The 16,981-nt window shown below is 57.1% G+C and carries 14 protein-coding genes and 1 other annotated feature; of the genes, 10 read left to right on the plus strand and 4 right to left on the minus strand.

Annotation, left to right across the window (positions count from 1 at the left end; translation table 11 throughout):
* The first annotated feature begins 95 nt into the window (after window positions 1-95).
* Window positions 96-3,443: a mechanosensitive channel MscK gene (mscK, locus tag L379_RS17395; RefSeq protein ID WP_032652738.1), complete on the plus strand. Its 3,348-nt coding sequence runs from the start codon at window positions 96-98 to the stop codon at window positions 3,441-3,443.
* A gap of 4 nt (window positions 3,444-3,447) precedes the next feature.
* Here the strand turns inward: mscK and rsmS are convergent, their stop codons facing one another.
* Together rsmS and priC are read right to left on the minus strand one after the other, a co-directional pair.
* Window positions 3,448-3,621, minus strand: a complete 174-nt coding sequence (gene rsmS / locus L379_RS17390; RefSeq protein WP_032652740.1) for a pleiotropic regulatory protein RsmS — start codon at window positions 3,619-3,621, stop codon at window positions 3,448-3,450.
* A 12-nt stretch (window positions 3,622-3,633) separates the two neighbouring features.
* Entirely contained in the window at window positions 3,634-4,161 is a 528-nt protein-coding gene (gene priC, locus L379_RS17385) for a primosomal replication protein N'' (protein WP_017383213.1), read from the minus strand.
* Window positions 4,162-4,211: 50 nt separating this feature from the next.
* Between priC and L379_RS17380 the strand changes: the two genes are divergently transcribed.
* The 9 genes from L379_RS17380 to L379_RS17340 all read left to right on the plus strand — a co-directional run bounded on the left by L379_RS17380 (window position 4,212) and on the right by L379_RS17340 (window position 13,602).
* Complete coding sequence (locus L379_RS17380) at window positions 4,212-4,589, plus strand: DUF454 family protein (RefSeq protein ID WP_015571246.1); 378 nt, start codon at window positions 4,212-4,214, stop codon at window positions 4,587-4,589.
* Window positions 4,590-4,740: 151 nt separating this feature from the next.
* Window positions 4,741-5,292 carry an adenine phosphoribosyltransferase gene (apt, locus tag L379_RS17375; RefSeq protein ID WP_006176947.1) on the plus strand — a complete coding sequence of 184 codons (552 nt, stop codon included), beginning with the start codon at window positions 4,741-4,743 and terminating at the stop codon, window positions 5,290-5,292.
* Window positions 5,293-5,380: 88 nt separating this feature from the next.
* A complete protein-coding gene (gene dnaX / locus L379_RS17370) occupies window positions 5,381-7,309 on the plus strand; it encodes a DNA polymerase III subunit gamma/tau (RefSeq protein WP_032652742.1) in 1,929 nt (642 codons plus the stop codon).
* Window positions 6,639-6,703, plus strand: a sequence feature (DnaX frameshifting element). Its footprint overlaps the gene before it by 65 nt.
* A gap of 53 nt (window positions 7,310-7,362) precedes the next feature.
* On the plus strand, window positions 7,363-7,695 hold the full coding sequence (locus tag L379_RS17365; protein ID WP_003858972.1) for a YbaB/EbfC family nucleoid-associated protein: 333 nt from the start codon (window positions 7,363-7,365) through the stop codon (window positions 7,693-7,695).
* Window positions 7,695-8,300, plus strand: coding sequence for a recombination mediator RecR (gene recR / locus L379_RS17360; protein ID WP_006809843.1), 606 nt, complete (start codon window positions 7,695-7,697; stop codon window positions 8,298-8,300). The genes L379_RS17365 and recR overlap by 1 nt, the downstream gene beginning before the upstream one ends.
* A 110-nt stretch (window positions 8,301-8,410) precedes the next feature.
* On the plus strand, window positions 8,411-10,285 hold the full coding sequence (htpG, locus tag L379_RS17355) for a molecular chaperone HtpG (protein WP_017383215.1): 1,875 nt from the start codon (window positions 8,411-8,413) through the stop codon (window positions 10,283-10,285).
* Window positions 10,286-10,503: 218 nt separating this feature from the next.
* A complete protein-coding gene (gene adk / locus L379_RS17350) occupies window positions 10,504-11,148 on the plus strand; it encodes an adenylate kinase (RefSeq protein ID WP_006809841.1) in 645 nt (214 codons plus the stop codon).
* A gap of 124 nt (window positions 11,149-11,272) precedes the next feature.
* Entirely contained in the window at window positions 11,273-12,235 is a 963-nt protein-coding gene (hemH, locus tag L379_RS17345; protein WP_017383216.1) for a ferrochelatase, read from the plus strand.
* A gap of 62 nt (window positions 12,236-12,297) precedes the next feature.
* Window positions 12,298-13,602 carry an inosine/guanosine kinase gene (locus tag L379_RS17340; protein ID WP_023303206.1) on the plus strand — a complete coding sequence of 435 codons (1,305 nt, stop codon included), beginning with the start codon at window positions 12,298-12,300 and terminating at the stop codon, window positions 13,600-13,602.
* A 93-nt stretch (window positions 13,603-13,695) separates the two neighbouring features.
* Here L379_RS17340 and ybaL read toward each other — a convergent pair whose 3' ends face one another.
* Window positions 13,696-15,372, minus strand: a complete 1,677-nt coding sequence (ybaL, locus tag L379_RS17335; protein ID WP_017383218.1) for a YbaL family putative K(+) efflux transporter — start codon at window positions 15,370-15,372, stop codon at window positions 13,696-13,698.
* 232 nt (window positions 15,373-15,604) lie between these two features.
* Window positions 15,605-16,825, minus strand: coding sequence for an MFS transporter (locus L379_RS17330; protein WP_015571242.1), 1,221 nt, complete (start codon window positions 16,823-16,825; stop codon window positions 15,605-15,607).
* Window positions 16,826-16,981: the final 156 nt, after the last annotated feature.

A 16,981-nucleotide genomic window follows, 5' to 3' on the forward strand; every position in this document is an offset into this window, starting at 1 on the left:
GTAGACCCTTTCCGTCGTACTATTCTGCTTCAGCCGGGCGTGATATCCTTCATGCCCGACTATTTCCGGTCATTTCTCACATCACATTCACAACTATGCTGCACATCAATCGCTCGCAACATCCTGTTCTGGCCCTGTTTTTGATCCTGCTGTTTTACTTTGCAGCCGCGCCGCTTTCATGGGCCCGTGCAGACAACGGCAGTGACATTCCCACGCGTGCTGATGTTCAGTCGCAACTCGACACCCTGAATAAGCAAAAAGATCTCTCCGCCCAGGAAAAACTCGTTCAGCAGGATCTGACGGAAACCCTGGAAACGCTGGACAAGATCGATCGCATCAAAGCCGAAACGGCCCAGCTACGGCAGAAGGTCGCTCAGGCGCCGGAGAACATGCGTAAGGCAACGGAGGCGCTGAGTGCGCTCAGCGACGTCGATAACGACGATGAAACCCGAAAAACGCTTGCCACGCTGTCGTTGCGCCAGCTTGAGTCGCGCGTGGCGCAGCTGCTGGACGATCTGCAAACGGCGCAATCCGATCTCTCAACCTACAACAGCCAGCTGGTTTCGCTGCAAACCCAGCCTGAGCGCGTGCAGAACGCCATGTACTCGGCGTCGCAACAGCTACAGCAGATACGTAACCGTCTGAATGGCATCACCGTGGGGGAAGGGGCGCTTCGTCCCACCCAGCAAACGCTGCTGAACATCCAGCAGACGCTGCTAAACGCGGAGATTGAACAGCAGCGTAAGAGCCTGGAAGGCAACACGGTGCTACAGGATGCGCTGCAAAAACAGCGTGACTACGTGACCGCGAATATCAACCGGCTTGAGCATCAGCTTCAGCTGTTGCAGGAAGCGGTGAACAGCAAGCGCCTGACGCTGACTGAAAAAACGGCGCAGGAAGCGGTTTCGCCAGACGAGACGGCCCGTATTCAGGCCAACCCGCTGGTGAAGCAGGAGCTGGAGATTAACCACCAACTGAGCGAGCGTCTGATTCAGGCGACTGAAAGCGGCAGCGCGCTGGTGCAGCAGAATATTAAGGTCAAAAACTGGCTGGATCGCGCTTTGCAGGCCGAGCGCAACGTCAAGGAGCAGATTGCCGTCCTGAAGGGCAGCCTGCTGCTGTCGCGCATTCTCTACCAGCAACAGCAGACGCTGCCTTCCGCCGACGAGCTGGAAGACATGACCAACCGCATTGCGGATTTGCGTCTTGAACAGTTTGACGTTAACCAGCAGCGCGATGCGCTATTTCAGAGCGATACCTTCGTTGCCAAAGTGGAAGAGGGCCATTCAGGTGAAGTGAATGCTGAAGTTCACGACGCGCTGTTGCAGGTGGTGGACATGCGCCGCGAATTGCTCGATCAGCTTAACAAGCAGCTGGGCAACCAGCTGATGATGGCGATTAACCTGCAAATCAACCAGCAGCAGCTGGTGAGCGTTTCTAAAAGCCTCCAGGAGATCCTGACCCAGCAGATTTTCTGGGTGAACAGCAATAAACCCATGGACTGGGACTGGTTTAAATCTTTCCCGGAAACGCTGAAATCCCAGATCAAAAGCATGAAAATTACCGTGAACTGGGAGAAAGCCTGGCCTGCGGTGATGATCGCCTTCCTGACGGGGCTGCCTTTGCTGCTCATCGCTGGCGTCATACGCTGGCGTTTGAAATGGCTGAAACAGTACCAGGCGAAGCTGGCCTCGGAAGTGGGGCAACTGCGTAACGACAGCCAGCTGCACACCCCGAAAGCGATCCTGATCGATCTGATCCGTGCTCTGCCGGTCTGCCTGTTGATACTCGCCGTGGGCCTGATCCTGCTGACCATGCAGCTGAATATCAGCGATCTGCTGTGGGCGTTCAGCAAGAAGCTGGCGCTGTTCTGGCTGGTGTTTGGTCTGTGCTGGAAAGTGCTGGAAAAAGATGGCGTCGCCGTCCGCCACTTCAACATGCCGGAAAAACTCACCAGCCACTGGCGTCGCCAGATTGTGCGCATCAGCCTCGCGCTGCTGCCGCTGCACTTCTGGTCAGTTGTGGCGGAGCTTTCCCCGCTGCACCTGATGGATGACGTGCTGGGGCAACTGGTGATTATGCTGAACCTGCTGCTGATTGCCGTTCTGATGTGGCCAATGTGCCGCGACAGCTGGCGGGATAAAGAGTCCCACAATCTTCGTCTGGCTACCGTAACGGTACTGGCGATCATTCCTCTGGCGCTGATGGTGCTGACGGCGACGGGTTACTTCTATACCACGCTGCGTCTGTCCGGCCGCTGGATCGAAACGGTTTATCTGGTGATTGTATGGAACCTGCTGTTCCAGACCGTGCTGCGTGGTTTGAGCGTGGCGGCGCGCCGCATTGCTTATCGTCGTGCTGTTGCCCGTCGGCAGCATCAGGTGAAAGAGGGGGCTGAAGGGGCAGAGCCGCAGGAAGAGCCGACCATTGCTCTGGAGCAGGTTAACCAGCAAACGATGCGTATTACCATGCTGGTGATGATCGCCCTGTTTGCGGTGATGTTCTGGGCCATCTGGTCTGATTTAATTACCGTCTTTGCCTACCTCGACAGTATCACCCTCTGGCAATACAACGGTACCGAAGCGGGCGCTGCGGTAATGAAAAGCGTCACCATGGGCAGCCTGCTCTTTGCGCTGGTGTCGTCAGTGGTTGCCTGGGCGTTGATCCGCAACCTGCCGGGTCTGCTGGAAGTGCTGGTGCTCTCAAGGCTGAACCTGCGTCAGGGGGCGTCGTATGCCATTACTACCATCCTGAACTACGTCATTATTATTGTCGGGGCGATGACGGTATTCGGCTCGCTGGGCGTCTCGTGGGATAAACTCCAGTGGCTGGCGGCGGCGTTGTCGGTGGGTCTGGGCTTCGGCTTGCAGGAGATCTTCGGTAACTTTGTTTCTGGCCTGATTATCCTGTTCGAACGTCCGGTGCGTATCGGCGATACCGTCACCATCGGCACCTTCTCCGGGACCGTCAGCAAGATCCGCATTCGTGCGACCACCATTACCGACTTCGATCGTAAAGAGGTGATCATCCCGAACAAAGCGTTTGTCACCGAGCGTCTGATCAACTGGTCGCTCTCGGATACCACCACCCGCGTGGTGATCCGACTCGGAGTGGCCTACGGTTCAGATCTGGATAAAGTGAAAGAGGTTCTGCTGGAAGCCGCGAAATCACATCCTAAAGTGATGCACGATCCTGCGCCTGACGTGTTCTTCACCACCTTCGGGCCAAGCACGCTGGATCATGAGCTGCGCCTGTACGTACGCGAACTGCGCGATCGCAGCTACACCGTCGATGAGCTGAACCGCACCATTGACCGTCTGTGTCGTGAAAACAACATTAACATCGCCTTCAACCAGCTTGAAGTTCACCTGCGTAACGAGAAAGGTGACGAGCATACGGAAGTGAAGCGCGAGATTAAGGGGGACGACCCTACTCCCGCTTAAACTATTATCCTCTCCCCTCCGGGGAGAGGGCAGGGTGAGGGGAAATTTTCCCCTCAAAATCCCGCCGCACAATCTCCAGCGCTTTCAGCACCGTCTCCGCCGGGATCGCGTGATTCTCCAGCAGCATAATTAAATCGACGGCCAGTTTGACCTCGTCGGGGGCATTTTCCAGTGACATCAGTGGCTCCTGTTAACGGGTCAGGCGTTCAATAACGCGTTCAATCTCATCCAGCGCCTGACGGCAGCGGACGATACGGCCTTCCAGCGCGCTGATTTCACGCATTAATAACTGCTGCTCTTCCAGCGTTTCGCTGGTGTTCAGGCGGGCTTCGCGCTCGCGCTTCATCTCAAACAGACGGCGCTCAAACTCCTGGTTCTCCAGCCGCTTGCGCTGCCATTTACCGAGTCCCGGCGAAGCGCTGTCCCACGCCCGTAGCGGCCAGGCGGCGATTTCCCGGTGCAGGGCGGTGATCTGCTCGGTAAGATGCTCCGCAAGCCACGCGACCTGTTCCTGCTGTTCACTCTCAACCGCGTGACGAAGCTCGTCGAGATTGGTCTGCGCTTCAGCAAGATAATCCTCAATGACGGTGCTGCGGGTGCGGAAGAGCTGCCGGTCAAAGCGCGGTTTCAGCGTGGCGTGGCCCATCAACGGCGTGGCCTGCGCCCGCAGCGCGATCAGCTGATTTTGCAGCCTCTCAAGAAGCAGTGCTGTTTTCAAGGCGCTCTCCAGTGGTAAAGTAGCCGTTCAGTTTGATAACGATTCGCATTATGCAGCGTACTATTTTAATCATCATTGGCTGGCTCGCGGTAGTGCTGGGTACGCTGGGTGTGGTTTTACCCTTGCTGCCGACCACCCCGTTTATCCTGTTAGCCGCCTGGTGCTTCGCCCGCTCGTCGCCGCGTTTTCACCACTGGCTTCTGTACCGCTCGTGGTTTGGCGGCTACCTGCGGCACTGGCAAAAACACCGGGCCATGCCGCCCGGGGCTAAGCCGCGCGCCATTGCCTTCATCCTGATCACCTTCGCCGTCTCGTTATGGCTGGTGAAAATGATGTGGGTGCGCATTCTGCTGCTGGCGATCCTGGTCTGCCTGCTGATCTTTATGTGGCGGATCCCCGTGGTTGATGAAAAGCAACAAAAGCACTGAAGCCTCATCATGGCGGTTGCAATTATGGCGCTCAGCCAGTAAATTCGACCGTTTTCGAGCACAGGTGCGCCTGGTCAAAGGTTAAACAACTGTTACTTTGACCGACTCGTCGCGCGCCGTGAGTAACACTGTTTCATTTAGGCACAAACCGATGACCGCAACTGCACAGCAGCTTGAATATCTGAAAAATAGCATCAAAAGTATCCAGGACTATCCAAAACCTGGCATTCTTTTCCGCGATGTCACCAGCTTGCTGGAAGACCCGAAAGCGTACGCCCTCAGCATTGAACTGCTGGTTGAGCGTTATAAAAACGCCGGGATCACCAAAGTAGTAGGTACTGAAGCCCGTGGCTTCCTGTTTGGCGCACCGGTTGCGCTGGCGATGGGCGTGGGTTTTGTGCCGGTGCGTAAGCCGCGCAAACTGCCGCGTGAAACCATTGCTGAGAGCTATGAGCTGGAATACGGCACCGATCAGCTGGAAATTCACGTTGATGCCATCAAGCCAGGCGACAAAGTGCTGGTGGTGGACGATCTGCTGGCAACCGGCGGCACCATCGAAGCGACCGTGAAGCTGATCCGTCGTCTGGGCGGGGAAGTGACCGACGCGGCATTCATCATCAACCTGTTCGATCTCGGCGGCGAGCAGCGCCTGGAAAAACAGGGTATTACCAGCTACTGCCTGGTGCCATTCCCGGGACATTAATCCCGTATCTCACAACCTCGCTCAATGGGTGAGGTTGTGATAGCATTCCCCTCCATTAATTCACCTTCCAGCGTTGCAGAGCCTGCCCATGAGTTATCAGGTGTTAGCCCGTAAATGGCGACCACAAACCTTTGCTGACGTTGTCGGTCAGGAACATGTGCTGACGGCCCTGGCGAACGGCTTGTCGCTAGGTCGCATCCATCACGCCTATCTTTTCTCCGGCACCCGCGGCGTCGGTAAAACCTCTATTGCCCGTCTGCTGGCAAAAGGTCTGAACTGCGAAACCGGGATCACCGCCACCCCGTGCGGCGTGTGCGACAACTGTCGTGAGATCGAGCAGGGGCGTTTTGTCGATCTGATTGAGATCGACGCCGCCTCGCGCACCAAAGTGGAAGACACCCGCGATCTGCTCGACAACGTGCAGTACGCCCCGGCGCGCGGCCGCTTCAAGGTCTATCTGATCGATGAAGTGCACATGCTGTCGCGCCACAGCTTCAACGCCCTGCTGAAAACGCTGGAAGAGCCGCCTGCGCATGTCAAATTCCTGCTGGCGACCACCGATCCGCAAAAGCTGCCGGTCACGATCCTCTCGCGCTGCCTGCAATTCCATCTGAAGGCGCTCGACGTTGAGCAGATCCGCGCTCAGCTTGAGCATATCCTCGATGAAGAGAACATTGTCCACGAGCCGCGTGCGCTGCAACTGCTGGCCCGTGCCGCGGACGGCAGCCTGCGCGATGCGTTGAGCCTGACCGACCAGGCGATTGCCAGCGGTGACGGTAAACTCTCCACCGACGCGGTCAGTACCATGCTCGGCACGCTGGATGACGATCAGGCGCTGTCGCTTATTGAAGCGATGATTGCCGCCAACGGTGAGCGAGTGATGGCGCTCGTCAACGACGCCGCTGCCCGTGGCATTGAGTGGGAAGCGCTGCTTGTCGAGATGCTCAGCCTGCTGCACCGCGTGGCGATGCTGCAACTGTCTCCGTCGGCCATTGGCGCGGACATGGCGACCATTGAACAGCGGATGCGTGAACTTGCGCGCACCGTGCCGCCGGCTGACGTTCAGCTTTATTATCAGACGCTGCTGATTGGCCGCAAAGAGCTGCCGTTTGCACCGGATCGCCGGATGGGCGTTGAAATGACGCTGCTGCGCGCGCTGGCCTTCCATCCGCGCAAGCCATTGCCGGAGCCGGAAACGCCCCGGCAGTCCTTTGCGCCGATTGCGCCGACCGCGGTAATGTCACCGCAGCAGGTGCCACCGCAACCGGCATCGCCGCCGCCGCAAAACGTGCCGCTGTCGGATGCCACCAGTTCGGTGCTTGCCGCACGAAGCCAGTTGCAACGTGCGCAGGGAGCAACCAAACCAAAAAAGAGTGAACCGGCAGCGCCTGCAAGAGCGCGGCCGGTGAACAACGCCGCGCTTGAACGACTGGCCTCGGTAACGGAGCGCGTGCAGTCGCGTCCGGCACCGTCCGCGCTCGAGCAAAAAGCCCCGGCGAAAGAAGAGGCATACCGCTGGAAGGCGACCACCGTTGTTGAAACGGTCAAGGAAGTGGTCGCCACGCCAAAAGCGCTGAAAAAGGCGCTGGAGCATGAAAAAACGCCGGAGCTATCCGCGAAGCTCGCGGAAGAATCCATTGAGCGCGATGCCTGGGCCTCCGAGGTCAGCAAACTGCAACTGCCGAAGCTGGTGGAGCAGGTCGCGCTGAACGCCTGGAAAGAGCAGGACGGTAATCAGGTGCGTCTGCACCTGCGCCCTGGCCAGCGGCACCTCAACTCCCCTGGCGCGCAAAAGGCGCTGGCCGAGGCGCTTACCGCATTACAGGGTGTACCGGTTGAATTGACTATCATTGAAGATGATAATCCGGCGGTGAAAACGCCGCTCGAGTGGCGTCAGGCCATTTATGAAGAGAAGCTCGCGCAGGCGCGCGAGGCGATAATTGCGGATAACAACATCCAGACCCTGCGTCGGTTCTTCGACGCCGATCTGGATGAAGAGAGTATTCGCCCCATTTGATCGTGAGTCTGACTTACGGTTGTAATCCTTAACGTGAAAGAAGAGAGAAGCCTATGTTTGGTGGAAAAGGCGGTCTGGGTGGCCTGATGAAGCAGGCTCAGCAGATGCAGGAAAAAATGCAGAAGATGCAGGAAGAGATCGCTCAGCTGGAAGTCACGGGTGAATCCGGTGCCGGTCTGGTCAAGGTGACCATCAACGGTGCGCATAACTGCCGTCGCGTTGAAATCGACCCGAGCCTGCTCGAAGACGACAAAGAGATGCTGGAAGATCTGGTTGCAGCCGCGTTTAACGATGCCGCTCGCCGTATCGACGAAACCCAGAAAGAGAAAATGGCCTCTGTTTCCAGCGGTATGCAACTGCCGCCGGGCTTTAAGATGCCATTCTGATGCAAACCAGTCCGCTGCTCACGCAGTTAATGGAAGCACTGCGCTGCCTGCCGGGCGTTGGCCCGAAGTCGGCGCAGCGTATGGCGTTTACGCTATTGCAGCGCGACCGCAGCGGCGGGATGCGCCTGGCGCAGGCTCTGACCCGCGCCATGTCAGAAATTGGCCACTGTGCGGATTGCCGGACCTTTACCGAGCAGGACGTATGTAACATCTGCACGAACCCGCGTCGTCAGGAAAACGGTCAGATTTGCGTGGTGGAGAGTCCGGCGGACATCTACGCCATCGAACAAACCGGGCAGTTTTCCGGCCGCTATTTCGTGCTGATGGGGCATCTCTCCCCGCTGGATGGCATCGGCCCGGACGATATCGGTCTCGATCGCCTGGAGCAGCGCCTGGAGTCGGAAACCATCAAAGAGGTGATCCTCGCCACCAACCCGACGGTGGAAGGGGAGGCAACCGCCAACTACATCGCCGAACTGTGCGCGCAGTACGGCGTTGACGCCAGCCGCATCGCCCACGGCGTGCCGGTCGGCGGTGAGCTGGAGATGGTCGACGGCACCACGCTGTCACACTCGCTGGCCGGACGTCACAAGATTATTTTCTGACCAAACGGAGGCTGCGCGCGCGGCCTCCGCTTGAAAATTCCTCCCCTTATCCCCATCTCTCACTCAACGTTTTACAACCCCATTAAATGGCATTGTTGAGGTCGACTTAGATGAAAGGACAAGAAACCCGTGGTTTCCAGTCAGAAGTAAAACAGCTTCTGCACCTGATGATCCATTCCCTGTATTCCAACAAAGAAATCTTCCTGCGTGAGCTGATTTCCAACGCCTCTGATGCGGCGGACAAGCTGCGCTTCCGCGCGCTGTCTAACCCGGATCTGTATGAAGGCGACGGCGAGCTGCGCGTGCGCGTCTCGTTTAATAAAGAGAACCGCACCCTGACCATCGCCGATAACGGCATCGGGATGAACCGCGACGAGGTGATTGACCACCTCGGAACCATCGCCAAATCCGGCACCAAAGCGTTCCTTGAGTCCATGGGCTCTGACCAGGCGAAAGACAGCCAGCTGATCGGTCAGTTCGGCGTAGGCTTCTACTCGGCGTTCATCGTGGCGGACAAAGTCACCGTGCGCACCCGCGCCGCGGGCGACAGCGCCGAGAACGGCGTGCTGTGGGAGTCTAAAGGTGAAGGCGAGTACACCGTTGATGACATCACCAAAGCGGATCGCGGCACCGAAATCACCCTGCACCTGCGTGAAGGCGAAGACGATTTCCTGAACGACTGGCGCGTACGCTCCATCATCAGCAAATATTCCGACCATATCGCGCTGCCGGTAGAGATTGAAAAACAGGAAGAGAAAGACGGCGAAACCGTGGTTTCCTGGGAGAAAATCAACAAGGCGCAGGCGCTGTGGACGCGTAATAAAGCTGAAATTAAAGACGACGAGTACAACGAGTTTTACAAGCACATCGCCCACGACTTCACCGATCCGCTGACCTGGAGCCACAACCGTGTGGAAGGGAAACAGGAGTACACCAGCCTGCTGTACATTCCGGCGCAGGCGCCGTGGGACATGTGGAACCGCGATCACAAGCACGGCCTGAAGCTGTACGTGCAGCGCGTCTTCATCATGGACGACGCCGAGCAGTTCATGCCGAACTACCTGCGCTTTGTGCGTGGCCTGATAGACTCCAACGATCTGCCGCTGAACGTCTCCCGTGAAATTCTTCAGGACAGCACCGTCACCCGTAACCTGCGCAACGCCCTGACCAAACGTGCGTTGCAGATGCTGGAAAAACTGGCGAAGGACGATGCGGAAAAATACCAGACCTTCTGGAAACAGTTTGGCCTGGTGCTGAAAGAAGGTCCGGCGGAAGATACTGCGAACGTGGAAGCTATCGCTAAACTGCTGCGCTTCGCCTCTACGCACAACGACTCCTCCGCCCAGACCGTGTCGCTGGAAGAGTACGTCTCCCGCATGAAAGAAGGGCAGGAGAAGATCTACTACATCACCGCCGACAGCTATGCGGCAGCGAAGAGCAGCCCGCATCTGGAACTGCTGCGTAAGAAAGGCATCGAAGTGCTGCTGCTGTCTGACCGCATCGACGAGTGGATGATGAACTACCTGACCGAGTTCGACGGTAAATCCTTCCAGTCCGTTGCCAAAGCCGACGAGTCTATCGATAAGCTGGCGGATGAGGTGGACGAAAGCGCGAAAGAAGCCGAGAAGGCGCTGGAGCCGTTCGTTGAGCGCGTTAAAACGCTGCTGGGCGACCGCGTGAAAGAGGTGCGCTTCACGCACCGCCTGACCGATACGCCAGCCATTGTCACCACCGATGCGGACGAAATGAGCACCCAGATGGCGAAACTGTTCGCTGCGGCGGGCCAGGCCGTGCCGGAAGTGAAATATATCTTTGAGCTTAATCCGGATCACCCGCTGGTGAAACGTGCGGCGGATACCCAGGACGACGCCCGCTTTGCGGAGTGGGTTGAACTGCTGCTGGATCAGTCCCTGCTGGCCGAGCGCGGTACGCTGGAAGATCCTAACCTGTTCATTAAACGTGTGAATGCGCTGCTGCTGGCGTAATCTTCCCTCACCCCGGCCCTCTCCCACAGGGAGAGGGTGAAAGAGTTCCCTCTCCCTGTGGGAGAGGGTTAGGGTGAGGGCACCAGACCGCACGAAGCCAAATTATCTCCCCCCGTTAACCGTTTCAGCCTTCCCGCCTTCCTTGAGCCATACCCGTTCTGGTGGTATTGTTTAGCGCTTTTTGAAAAATTGAATCGACTTTTGAGGGGATTTTCGCAATGCGTATTATTCTGCTTGGCGCTCCGGGCGCGGGTAAAGGAACTCAGGCTCAGTTCATCATGGAGAAATACGGTATTCCGCAAATCTCCACCGGTGACATGCTGCGCGCCGCTGTTAAATCTGGCTCCGAGCTGGGTAAACAAGCGAAAGACATCATGGACGCAGGCAAACTGGTGACCGACGAACTGGTTATCGCGCTGGTTAAAGAGCGCATTGCTCAGGAAGACTGCCGTAACGGTTTCCTGCTGGACGGCTTCCCGCGCACCATTCCTCAGGCTGACGCCATGAAAGAAGCGGGCATCAACGTGGATTACGTGCTGGAGTTCGACGTACCAGACGAGCTGATCGTTGACCGTATCGTTGGCCGTCGCGTACACGCTGCTTCTGGCCGCGTTTACCACATCAAATTCAACCCACCTAAGGTTGAAGGCAAAGACGACGTGACCGGCGAAGAGCTGACCACCCGTAAAGACGATCAGGAAGAAACCGTGCGTAAACGCCTGGTGGAATACCATCAGATGACCGCACCGCTGATCGGCTACTACACCAAAGAAGCGCAGGCGGGTAACACCAAATACGCGAAAGTGGACGGCACCAAAGCCGTGGCTGACGTACGTGCAGAGCTGGAAAAAATCCTCGGCTAAGCGCACCTCTCTCACCCGGAGCCCCGGGTGAGAAAAATTCTCATCTTACCTATTACAGCAATGGGTTTCGTTTAAACGCATTTCCGCTACAATTGACAGCCTATCAAATGGTTAAGAGGCGTGAATGAGTCAGGCGAAAACCGGCATCCTGCTTGCCAATCTGGGCACCCCAGAAGCACCTACTCCAGCGGCGGTCAAACGCTACCTGCGACAATTTTTAAGCGACACGCGCGTCGTGGATACCCCAAGACTGCTGTGGTGGCCACTGCTGCGTGGCGTCATTCTGCCGATTCGTTCCCCGCGTGTGGCAAAGCTCTATCAGTCCGTGTGGATGGAAGAGGGCTCGCCGCTGATGGTGTACAGCCGTCGTCAGGAGAAGGCGCTGGCCGCCCGCCTGCCGGACATGCCCGTTGCGCTCGGCATGAGCTACGGTAAGCCGTCCCTGGAAAGCGCCGTCGACTCTCTGCTGGCGCAGGGCGTTGAACACATTGTGGTGCTGGCCCTTTATCCGCAGTATTCGTGCTCCACGGTAGCTGCCGTCTGGGACGAACTGGCGCGCATTCTGGCGACCCGCCGCCGTATACCGGGTATCACCTTTATCCGCGACTACGCCGATAACGAGCTGTACATTCAGGCGCTTGCCAGCAGCGCGCGCGCGTCGTTTGAAAAACACGGCGAGCCGGATCTGCTGCTGCTCTCCTATCACGGTATTCCGCAGCGTTTCGCGAACGAAGGGGATGATTACCCCCAGCGTTGCCGCGATACCACCCGCGAGCTGGTCTCCGCCCTCGGCCTGCCGCCTGAGAAGGTGATGATGACCTTCCAGTCGCGCTTCGGCCGTGAACCGTGGCTCACCCCGTATACTGATGAAACGCTTAAGATGCTGGGCGAGAAGGGCGTGAAGCACATTCAGGTGATGTCGCCGGGCTTCTCGGCGGACTGTCTGGAAACGCTGGAAGAGATTGCTGTCCAGAACAAAGAGTTCTTTATGGAGGCGGGCGGAACGAAATACGAATACATTCCTGCGCTTAACGACTCCCCTGAACACATCGACATGATGGTGTCACTGGTCACCACCCGCCGCTGATCGCGTTACGGGCCGGGTTTGTGCTACCATTCCCGGCCCGTATTCTTTGCACAGTTCAGACCATGAAATTTCCCGGTAAACGTAAGTCCAAACACTATTTCCCCGTCGATGCCCGCGATCCGCTGTTACAGCAAATTCAGCAGGAAAGCGAAACCAGCGCTGCCTGGGTGGTCGGTATCGATCAGACGCTGGTGGACATTGAAGCCAAAGTGGATGATGCGTTTGTCGCACGTTACGGTCTGAGCGCCGGGCACTCGCTGGTGATTGAGGATGACGTTGCTGAAGTGCTGTATCAGGAGCTGGTGCGCGAAAATCTTATCACCCACCAGTTTGCCGGCGGTACCATCGGCAACACCATGCACAACTACTCCGTACTGGCAGACGACCGCTCGGTGCTGCTTGGCGTGATGTGCAGCAATATCGAAATCGGTGGCTATGCCTACCGCTACCTGTGCAATACCTCCAGCCGCACCGATCTGAACTATTTGCAGGGCGTTGACGGGCCGATTGGCCGCTGCTTTACGCTGATAAGCGATTCCGGCGAGCGTACCTTTGCCATCAGCCCCGGCCATATGAACAAGCTGCGCGCTGAAAGTATCCCGGAAGAGGTGATCGCGGGCGCGTCTGCGCTGGTACTGACCTCCTATCTGGTGCGCTGCAAGCCGGGCGAACCAATGCCGGACGCAACCATGAAGGCAATTGAGTACGCGAAGAAATACAACGTGCCTGTGGTTCTGACGCTGGGCACCAAATTCGTCATTGCCGACAACCCGGAGTGGTGGCAGGCCTTCCTGAAAGAACACGTCTCGATTCTGGCGATGAATGAAGAAGAAGCCGAAGCGCTGACCGGCGAAAGCGATCCGCTGCTGGCGTCTGATAAGGCGCTGGACTGGGTAGATCTGGTGCTCTGCACCGCCGGGCCGGTCGGGCTGTATATGGCGGGCTTCACGGAAGAAGAGAGCAAGCGGAAAACCCAGCACCCGCTGCTGCCGGGCGCAATCGCCGAATTTAACCAGTACGAGTTCAGCCGCGCCATGCGTCATAAAGACTGCATCAACCCGCTGCGTATCTTCTCCCACATCGCACCGTATATGGGTGGCCCCGAGAAGATCATGAACACCAACGGCGCGGGCGACGGTGCGCTGGCCGCGCTGCTGCACGACATCACCGCCAACGCCTACCACAAAACCAATGTGCCGAATTCCAGCAAGCACACCTTCAACTGGCTGACCTACTCCTCGCTGGCGCAGGTGTGCAAGTACGCGAACCGCGTGAGTTATCAGGTGCTGAACCAGCATTCACCGCGCTTAACGCGGGGGCTGCCGGAACGGGAAGACAGCCTCGAAGAGGCGTATTGGGACAGGTAAAAGCAAAACGGCAACCTGTGGTTGCCGTTTTTAGTGTTTGTTCCCTCACCCTGTGGGAGAGGGCCAGGGTGAGGGCATCAGGCCGCACAAAACTTAACCCGTCACCGCCTCTTCAACTGGCGGTTTTGTCAGCATTGTCAGCATTGTATTCGCAATCTCACGCTCACCCATCACCACCTGATTCGCGCCGCGCTCGGTGATGTACTCCACTTCGTCATCATAATGGGCGCGGGCAATGATTTCGATATGTGGGCATTTTTCACGGGCTGTGGCGACAATCTCGCCAGCCTCGTAACCGTTCGGGATAGTGAGTAACAGCCAGCGGGCGCAGTCCAGATGCGCCAGATTCATAATCTCTTCGTTAGCCGCGTTGCCCAGCACCGCACGGATGCCGCGCTCGCGAAGCTCGTCGACGCGAGTACGGGAGGTTTCAATCACTACCAGGGGGATCCCCTGGGCCATCAGCTTCTCACCGAGCAGGCTGCCGACGCGGCCAAAACCGACCAGCAGCGCGTGGTTGCAGATATCTACGGGGATCTGTTTCTCCTCCTCAATCGCTTCTTCCAGGGTTTGCTCTTCGAGGGTTTCGGTCTTCTCGAGATATTTCTCCAGCAGGGCAAACAATACCGGGTTTAGCATGATGGAGAGGATCGCCCCCGCCAGCACCAGATTTTGCCCCGCCTGTGGCAGCAGGTTCAGGGCCATCCCCAGACCAGCAAGAATAAAGGCGAACTCGCCAATCTGCGCCAGGCTGGCGGCGATGGTCAGCGCCGTGCGCGGCGAGTGACCGAACATCCGTACCAGGAAGAAGGCGGCAACGGACTTACCAAAGATGATGATTGCCAGCGTACCCAGCACGGCCAGCGGCTGCTGAATGAGGATCAGCGGGTCGAACAGCATCCCGACGGAGACAAAGAACAGCACCGCGAATGCATCACGTAGCGGCAGGGTATCGTGCGCGGCACGGTGGCTCAGCTCGGACTCGTTCAGCACCATCCCGGCGAAGAACGCGCCCAGCGCAAAGGAGACGTCAAACAGCTCGACGGCGCCAAAGGCAATGCCCAGCGCCAGCGCAAGGACCGAAAGCGTGAACAGTTCACGCGAGCCCGTGGCGGCGCTGCGGGACATGATCCACGGCACCAGACGGCGGCCCACCAGCATCATGATGGCGATAAACGCCACGACTTTACCGATGGTAATGCTCATATCCAGCGCCAGCGAGGCGAAGCCGATATTCTCTTTTTCCATCATCCCGGCAACGGCAGGCAGCAGAACCAGCGTCAACACCATTACCAGATCTTCAACAATCAGCCAGCCTATCGCGATTTGTCCGCGCTGGCTGTCTATCAGCTGTCTCTCTTCAAGCGCGCGCAGCAGCACCACGGTACTGGCGGTTGAAAGACACAGCCCAAATACGATACCGGTCATGATTGACCAGCCCAGCACCGCCGAAAGCGCCATGCCCAGCAGCGTCGCCACCCCTATCTGGGCGATCGCTCCCGGTATGGCGATCGACTTTACCGCCATCAGATCCTTCAGGGAAAAATGCAGTCCGACGCCAAACATCAGCAGGATCACGCCCAATTCCGCCAGCTCAGGCGCCAGTTTGGTATCAGCGACAAAACCCGGCGTAAAGGGCCCTGCCAGCACGCCCGCCAGTAAATAGCCTACCAGGGGCGAAATACGCAATTTATTGGCAATCATGCCGAGAATAAAAGCGAGCACAAGTCCACCAACAATGGTGGTGATAAGCGGTGTGGCGTGGTGCATTCCGTCTCCTTTCGCGATGGGTGATCCATTTTTGGTGCAAATACCAAAAAGCCGATTAATAGTTTATGACAATTTTTACGCTTATGTTTATGAATAATTGTTGAAATCACAATAAAAAGGCAATAAGCATGAAAAAAGGCAGATTTTGATAAATTTGCTGAGGGGAGGGAGAGGAAAGCCTTATGGCATCAGGTTATCCGGCTGCCAAAGTTTAACTTTGGCAGCCGTGAAGTCACGCTTTATGACGATTGTCAGGCAGGAATATGGTCAACATCCCCAGAAGTGGCAGGAAAGCGCAGATTTTATAGACCAGGAAGATGCTGGTGTGGTCTGCAACCATCCCTAACACGGCTGCGCCAAGGCCGCCCATGCCAAAGGCAAAACCGAAAAAGAGGCCGGAAACCATACCGATACGTCCCGGCAGCAGCTCCTGCGCATAGACCAGGATGGCTGAAAATGCCGATGCGAGAATAAAACCAATAATCACCGTCAATATTCCGGTCCATTCCAGCGTTGCGTACGGTAAAACAAGCGTAAACGGCGCGACGCCGAGGATAGAGCCCCAAATCACATATTTACGTCCAATTTTATCCCCCACAGGGCCGCCTATCACCGTGCCTGCCGCCACCGCAAACAGGAAGGCAAAGAGGTGGAACTGGGCGTTTTGTACTGATAATCCGAATTTTTGCATCAGATAGAAGGTGTAATAGCTGCTAATGCTCGCCATATAGAAATATTTCGAGAAAATCAGTACCAGCAGCACGCTGACGGCAAGGATCACCTTATTGCGCGGAAGGGGATTGGTTATCTTCGCGGCAGGTTTTCCCTTATTTACGCGATGCTGCGCGGCATACCAGCGGCTGATTTGCGCCAGGACGACAATCGCCAGCAGCGCGGCCAGCACAAACCACGCCACGTTGCCTTTGCCGTAAGGCGCGATAATTACCGCCGCCAGCAGAGGACCGAGGGAGCTACCAAAGTTACCCCCCACCTGGAACAGAGACTGCGCCAGCCCGTGACGTCCGCCTGAGGCCATACGTGCCACGCGGGACGATTCCGGATGGAACACCGATGAACCGGTTCCCACCAGCGCCGCGGCAACCAGTACCGCCTCAAAGCTGCCCGCCATGGCCAGCAGCACCAGCCCGCTCAGGGTGAAGCACATGCCAATGGGCAGCGACCATGGCATCGGGTATTTGTCCGTCCAGTAGCCCACTACCGGCTGTAGCAGCGAAGAGGCCAGCTGGAAGGTCAGGGTGATCATCCCGATCTGCACGAAGGTTAATGAGAACTCAGATTGCAACAGCGGGTAGATCGCCAGAATCAGCGACTGGATCATGTCGTTGAGCAGATGAGAGAGACTGATTGCGCCTAATACTTTAAAGGAAGTGCGCGATTTCGGCGGCGACGCCGGAGCGCCCTGGACGGGCTGGGTTGATTCACTGATTGCCATAAATACCACGTCGATTTGTTATTAGAGATGCAGGGAGTAATTATTATCCGACTAACATACCCGTCCGTGACATTTGAAGAAAGTCGCAATTCTGAAAACTTATTTGTCTATTCTTGTGAGTCACTGTAATTTTTGCGTTTGTCTATGGGTCAGGGA

It is taken from the genome of Enterobacter sp. MGH 33, assembly GCF_000534535.1.
Lineage (GTDB): Bacteria > Pseudomonadota > Gammaproteobacteria > Enterobacterales > Enterobacteriaceae > Enterobacter > Enterobacter hormaechei_C.

Bases quoted from the DNA above. Each gene is read 5' to 3' on its own strand.
- rsmS (WP_032652740.1), bottom strand. From the start codon at position 3,621: ATGTCACTGGAAAATGCCCCCGACGAGGTCAAACTGGCCGTCGATTTA.
- hemH (WP_017383216.1), top strand. From the start codon at position 11,273: ATGAGTCAGGCGAAAACCGGCATCCTGCTTGCCAATCTGGGCACCCCA.
- apt (WP_006176947.1), top strand. From the start codon at position 4,741: ATGACCGCAACTGCACAGCAGCTTGAATATCTGAAAAATAGCATCAAA.
- htpG (WP_017383215.1), top strand. From the start codon at position 8,411: ATGAAAGGACAAGAAACCCGTGGTTTCCAGTCAGAAGTAAAACAGCTT.
- L379_RS17365 (WP_003858972.1), top strand. From the start codon at position 7,363: ATGTTTGGTGGAAAAGGCGGTCTGGGTGGCCTGATGAAGCAGGCTCAG.
- adk (WP_006809841.1), top strand. From the start codon at position 10,504: ATGCGTATTATTCTGCTTGGCGCTCCGGGCGCGGGTAAAGGAACTCAG.
- L379_RS17380 (WP_015571246.1), top strand. From the start codon at position 4,212: ATGCAGCGTACTATTTTAATCATCATTGGCTGGCTCGCGGTAGTGCTG.
- recR (WP_006809843.1), top strand. From the start codon at position 7,695: ATGCAAACCAGTCCGCTGCTCACGCAGTTAATGGAAGCACTGCGCTGC.
- ybaL (WP_017383218.1), bottom strand. From the start codon at position 15,372: ATGCACCACGCCACACCGCTTATCACCACCATTGTTGGTGGACTTGTG.
- mscK (WP_032652738.1), top strand. From the start codon at position 96: ATGCTGCACATCAATCGCTCGCAACATCCTGTTCTGGCCCTGTTTTTG.
- dnaX (WP_032652742.1), top strand. From the start codon at position 5,381: ATGAGTTATCAGGTGTTAGCCCGTAAATGGCGACCACAAACCTTTGCT.
- L379_RS17330 (WP_015571242.1), bottom strand. From the start codon at position 16,825: ATGGCAATCAGTGAATCAACCCAGCCCGTCCAGGGCGCTCCGGCGTCG.
- L379_RS17340 (WP_023303206.1), top strand. From the start codon at position 12,298: ATGAAATTTCCCGGTAAACGTAAGTCCAAACACTATTTCCCCGTCGAT.